This is a genomic window from Rhizobium sp. RHZ01 (assembly GCF_014851595.1).
In the GTDB taxonomy this organism is placed as follows: domain Bacteria; phylum Pseudomonadota; class Alphaproteobacteria; order Rhizobiales; family Rhizobiaceae; genus Rhizobium; species Rhizobium altiplani.
This window is the reverse complement of the sequence record NZ_JACUZZ010000065.1, coordinates 1-4,607: the sequence shown is the minus strand read 5'-3', so window position 1 is coordinate 4,607 and position 4,607 is coordinate 1. Positions and strand designations below refer to the sequence as shown.

Annotated in this window: 6 protein-coding genes; all 6 read right to left on the bottom strand. The window is 59.0% G+C overall.

Features of this window, described 5'->3' with window-relative positions:
- Positions 1-203 precede the first annotated feature (203 nt).
- Positions 204-695 carry a F0F1 ATP synthase subunit B gene (locus IB248_RS30715; RefSeq protein ID WP_018859318.1) on the bottom strand — a complete coding sequence of 164 codons (492 nt, stop codon included), beginning with the start codon at positions 693-695 and terminating at the stop codon, positions 204-206.
- A 3-nt stretch (positions 696-698) separates the two neighbouring features.
- Positions 699-1,337, bottom strand: coding sequence for a F0F1 ATP synthase subunit B (locus IB248_RS30710; RefSeq protein WP_018859317.1), 639 nt, complete (start codon positions 1,335-1,337; stop codon positions 699-701).
- A 78-nt stretch (positions 1,338-1,415) separates the two neighbouring features.
- A complete protein-coding gene (locus IB248_RS30705; protein ID WP_003588243.1) occupies positions 1,416-1,643 on the bottom strand; it encodes a F0F1 ATP synthase subunit C in 228 nt (75 codons plus the stop codon).
- Between the two features lie 73 nt (positions 1,644-1,716).
- Positions 1,717-2,469, bottom strand: a complete 753-nt coding sequence (locus IB248_RS30700) for a F0F1 ATP synthase subunit A (RefSeq protein ID WP_018859316.1) — start codon at positions 2,467-2,469, stop codon at positions 1,717-1,719.
- 73 nt (positions 2,470-2,542) lie between these two features.
- Positions 2,543-2,887 (bottom strand): F0F1 ATP synthase assembly protein, encoded by a 345-nt coding sequence (locus IB248_RS30695; protein ID WP_018859315.1) that lies wholly within the window; start codon positions 2,885-2,887, stop codon positions 2,543-2,545.
- Between the two features lie 282 nt (positions 2,888-3,169).
- Positions 3,170-4,348 carry a cell wall hydrolase gene (locus tag IB248_RS30690; RefSeq protein WP_192242226.1) on the bottom strand — a complete coding sequence of 393 codons (1,179 nt, stop codon included), beginning with the start codon at positions 4,346-4,348 and terminating at the stop codon, positions 3,170-3,172.
- Positions 4,349-4,607: the final 259 nt, after the last annotated feature.

The following is a 4,607-nucleotide window of genomic DNA, read 5'->3' as shown; positions in this document are numbered from 1 at the left end:
CGGCTCCCACTTGCAAGGGTTTTTACAGATAATTTTGATCGGATCGCTTCCTCCCCACGGTTGGTCACCCTGCCGCAGTTGCGCTTCACTTCGCTCGCTGTGACCAGCTTACGGTGGGACTTCCACCACAAGAATGCGCCCATGCTGGGCGCACAACAAAAGAGCCCGGCATCAGCCGGGCTCTTAAGTACTTGGCGCTCAGCTTAGTTGAGGCGGCTCTTGACCTGACCGACCGCGTCGCTGAAGAGTTCGGACCGAACCTTCGTGTCGGCCTTCTTTGCCAGAACATTTTCGGCAGCAGCGATTGCCAGATCGACGGCAGCGGAACGCACCGCCTTCATCGCATCGGCTTCCGCCTGCTTGATCTTCTGCTCGGAAACCGTCGTGCGGTTTGCGACGAATTCTTCCGTCTTCTTCTTGGCTTCGGCGGTCAGCATTTCGGCCTCGCGCTCGGCTGCAGCAACGATGTGTGCAGCTTCAGCTTCGGCTTCCTTACGCTTGCGCTGATATTCGGCCAGCAGGTGCTGGGCTTCTTCGCGCAGGCGCTTGGCTTCCGAGAGCTCGTTGCGGATCTGATCGGCGCGGTCGTCCAGCGACTTGGCCATCATGCCCGGAACCTTGAGGTAAACAACCAGCGCCAGGAACAGGACAAGGCCGACAAATGCGAAGAATGTTGCGTCGAATGCAAATTCCATCGATCAAGCCCCCTTCTTGATATCAGCGACTGCGGCGGCAACATCTGCCTTTGCCGAGGTGCCGATCAGCTGCTCTACGACAGCCGTTGCTGTTTCTTCGGCGATGGTGCCGACGTCAGCGAATGCCTTCGCCTTAATGTCTGCGATGCGACCTTCGGCAGCCTTGAGCTTTTCGGCCAGACCTGCTTCCACGGCCTTGCGGTCGGCTTCCGCCTTCAGCTTGGCAGCGTCGCGGGCGGCTGTGCCGATCGCGTTCGACTTGGCGCGCGCGGCGGCCAATTCGGCTTCGTAAGCGGCAACATCGGCGTCCGCTTCCGCCTTCAGGCGGCCTGCCTCATCGAGGTCCTGCGAGATGCGGTTGTGACGCTGCTCGAGGATATTGCCGATGCGCGGCGCGATGACCTTTTGCATGAGCACGAAGAAGACGACAAACGTAATTGCCAGCCAAAGCAGCTGCGAAGCGTAGGTCGTCGAATCGAAAGGCGGAAACACGCCGCCACCATGATGCTCGGCTGGTACGCCGGTCTCGGTGTGGACATCGCCTGCTGCCGGGGCGGCATGCGTGTCTGTACCGGTTGCTGCACCAGTTTCTGCGGTTCCCGCCGGGGCCTCTTCGGCGTAAGCCGGGGTCACAAAAAACATGCTCACCTCCAGGTGTACTGCAAATGCAAAGGATCACGGCATGCGGACTGCAGGCCGTGATCCTTCAATGCGCCTGTATTAAACGGCGAAGAGCAGGAGGAGAGCGACGAGCAGCGAGAAGATGCCCAGAGCTTCCGTAACGGCGAAGCCGAAAACCAGACGGCCGAACTGGCTGTCAGCAGCAGACGGGTTGCGCAGAGCGCCGGACAGGTAGCTGCCGAAGATGTTGCCGAGGCCGAGAGCCGTACCGGCCATACCAAAGCAAGCCAGACCTGCACCGATGAACTTTGCTGCTTCCGCTTCCATGTTGAACTCCTTTGAAATGGTTGTGTTGCGGCGAAATTGACTGACGCCGGAGGGACGTCAATGTCGGTATCCCTTAGTGGCCACCCGGATGGATCGCGTCATTGAGGTACATGCATGTCAGCACCGCAAAGACGTAAGCCTGGAGGAAGGCGACGAGGAACTCGAGACCGGTCAGGGCGACCGTCATAATCAGGGGAAGAACGGCTCCACCAACACCGACCGCACCCAGCGCTCCAAGCGAGGCAACGAAGCCTGCGAACACCTTCAGGGTGATGTGACCAGCCAGCATATTGGCGAAAAGACGAACAGAGAGCGAAATCGGGCGGGACAGGAAGGAAATGATTTCGATCGACACAACAAGGGGCAGAAGAATGCCAGGAACGCCTTGCGGGACAAAAACATTCAGGAAGTGGAAGCCGTGCTTATAAAAGCCGTAGACGAGAACCGTGCCGATAACGAGCAGCGCTAGCGCGAAGGTGACGATGATCTGGCTGGTGACCGTAAAGAAGTACGGGAACATGCCGAGCAGGTTTGCCGTCAACACGAACATGAAGAGCGAGAAGACCAATGGGAAGAACTTCATCCCCTTGGATCCGGCGCCTTCCTTCAGCATGTTGGCGATGAACTCGTAGGACATCTCCGCAACCGACTGTGAGCGGCCCGGCACGATCGCCCGGTTGGACGTCGAGAAATACAGGAAGCCGGCGGCAACGGCAGCGGACGCCACCATGAAGAGCGATGCATTCGTAAACGAGAAATCAATTCCGCCGACTTCGATCGGCACAATCTTCTGGATCAGGAACTGATGGGTCGGATCGTTAGACACCGCTTGTTCTCTCTATCTTTAGCCCGCGCGAGACGGGATTATTGCACTGGATCGAACGCCGGAGCGCCCTGCCCTATTTTCCACCATCCTGGCGCTCGGTAGGATCCGGTTTTGCAACCTTCCCCGCAGCGCGCAGAACGTTCAATACGCCGGCACAAAACCCAAGAAGAAGAAGAACGATCAATCCCCAAGGCGCCGTGCCGACAAAACGGTCGAGGAGATAGCCAAGAACGGCGCCTACGACGATAGCGGAGATGAACTCGCTCGAAAGCTTCATCGCCTGGGCATAACCTTTGCGGCTTGCCTCGGCGCTGGCTTCGATAGCCTCTTCCTTCCCTGCTTCTACGCGCTTGGTTGCGAGTTTCGCTTCCAATTGCGCACGGCGCTTCTCAAGACTTTCCTCGCGGTCTTCCGCCATGGTGCTCTCCTCCGCCAGCCGCTGTCCGCGATCCCGCTACCCCGGTTTTCCGGACAACGACCCCAAGGTTTGAGAACCTTTCGGCCCGTTTTGAAGTCGCGCGCAACATAGTTTTAGCAAAAAGCATAGTCAAGGCGTGAGCGGTGGATGTCCAGCCATAAAATAGGCGATAAAAAACATGGGCTTAGGCTGATCTTGGCGCACTTATCCAAAATCGACCGAAAGAATCCGCTTTCCTGTGCTGCCAAGAGACGCAAAATCGCGTCAGGATTGGCTTTTTCCTCAGCTCCAACCGCCGCCATAGGTGCGATAGAAGACGTGCAGGCCGATGCGGCCGACCTTTTCCATGGTCTTTGCCCATTTCGGACGAACGTAGACGGCATGGTAGTGCGTGGCGGAGCCAACCTGCGGGAGCCAGATCTTGCCGGCGGTGACCGCCATCGCGACTTCGCGGGCGATTCTCCAGTGATACTGCGAGTTCACCCGGTCCTTGATGTTGTCGCAGGCAAAGGAGAACTGGCATCGGTTGCGCCAATCCTCGTTCTGGTAGACGACGCCGCAGATCGTCTTCGGGTAGGCCGGATTGCGGACGCGATTGAGAATGACCTGCGCGACGGCGGCCTGCCCCTTCACCGTTTCGCCACGCGCTTCGAAATAGATGCCGGATACCAGGCACTGCTGCTCGGCCGCCGAAAACACCGAGGGCGCCAAGATGCTTGCGGCCCAGGCGTGATCCCGCGGGCCGATCTGCGGCACGAAGCGGCCGTCGTCGGCCTTGTCGGTGAGAATCGAATCGAACGGCGACTGACGGGAGTAGTCGGGAGCGGCCGGCGCATAGGCCGTCGCCAGCACGTCAGCCTTTGCGTTGGTAACGAGACCAGCCAGCATGGGCGAGACGCCGCGGTCCGGCTTGGGCGGTTCCTTCTTATAGAAATTGGTCGCGATCTGGATTTCCTTGCCCTTGATCTTCGGCTTCACGAAGGCGGATTTGTCCTTCAGGTCGAAGGTGGGCTGAAAGAGCAGGCGCGTTCGCTGGAGAATGGACCCGGCGGAAAAGTCCTTCGGCGGCTGCACCGTTTCGACAGCAACGACGCGGCCTTTCTTGGCCGGGCGATTGACGCGGTCCTCGTCCGACGTCGCCTCGTGTCCCTTGTCCTTCGCCATGAATGCGACCTTGCGGCCGTCGGGCAAAACCATGCCGGCCCCGGCAGCAATCGTGCCCGTGACTACGGGATCGGCAAAGGTCAGCTCAGCCTGATGGATCGAACCTGCCGGCGAATTGGTTAGAACCATGCGCCAGTTTTCCCTACCCTGGTCGAGGCCGGCAAGCAGAGCCGCGAGGTCGGCATGCGACGCCATCGTCGGTGACATCAGCCACCCGCAAACGCCGAAGAGCGCGGGTGAACTCCAATTTTGAAGCAAGAGGCGCAGCTTGCCACGGGAAGGGCTATTTCGACGCAACGCGAGACTCCGGCATGAGACGCATGAACATGCCGTTGAAAATGTCTCATTAACCTTGATGCTTGGTTAATGCCGTGGCCCTCCGGAGACGAAAGATTAGCGCGAGGGAAAATAAAAAGCCCGGCGGATCGCCGGGCTCAGATTGCTGACAAACCCCTGGCACCGTCTGGGGGTTTGTGATTCATTGGGACATGTTGAAGAAACCTGCCCCCACCCAGACGGCTCTTGAGATGGTGACGCTCGACAGTCTGGTGCCGAA

Excerpts from the sequence above, each read along its gene's own strand:
- IB248_RS30715 (WP_018859318.1), bottom strand. The coding sequence starts at position 695 with ATGGAATTTGCATTCGACGCAACATTCTTCGCATTTGTCGGCCTTGTC.
- IB248_RS30695 (WP_018859315.1), bottom strand. The coding sequence starts at position 2,887 with ATGGCGGAAGACCGCGAGGAAAGTCTTGAGAAGCGCCGTGCGCAATTG.
- IB248_RS30710 (WP_018859317.1), bottom strand. The coding sequence starts at position 1,337 with ATGTTTTTTGTGACCCCGGCTTACGCCGAAGAGGCCCCGGCGGGAACC.
- IB248_RS30705 (WP_003588243.1), bottom strand. The coding sequence starts at position 1,643 with ATGGAAGCGGAAGCAGCAAAGTTCATCGGTGCAGGTCTGGCTTGCTTT.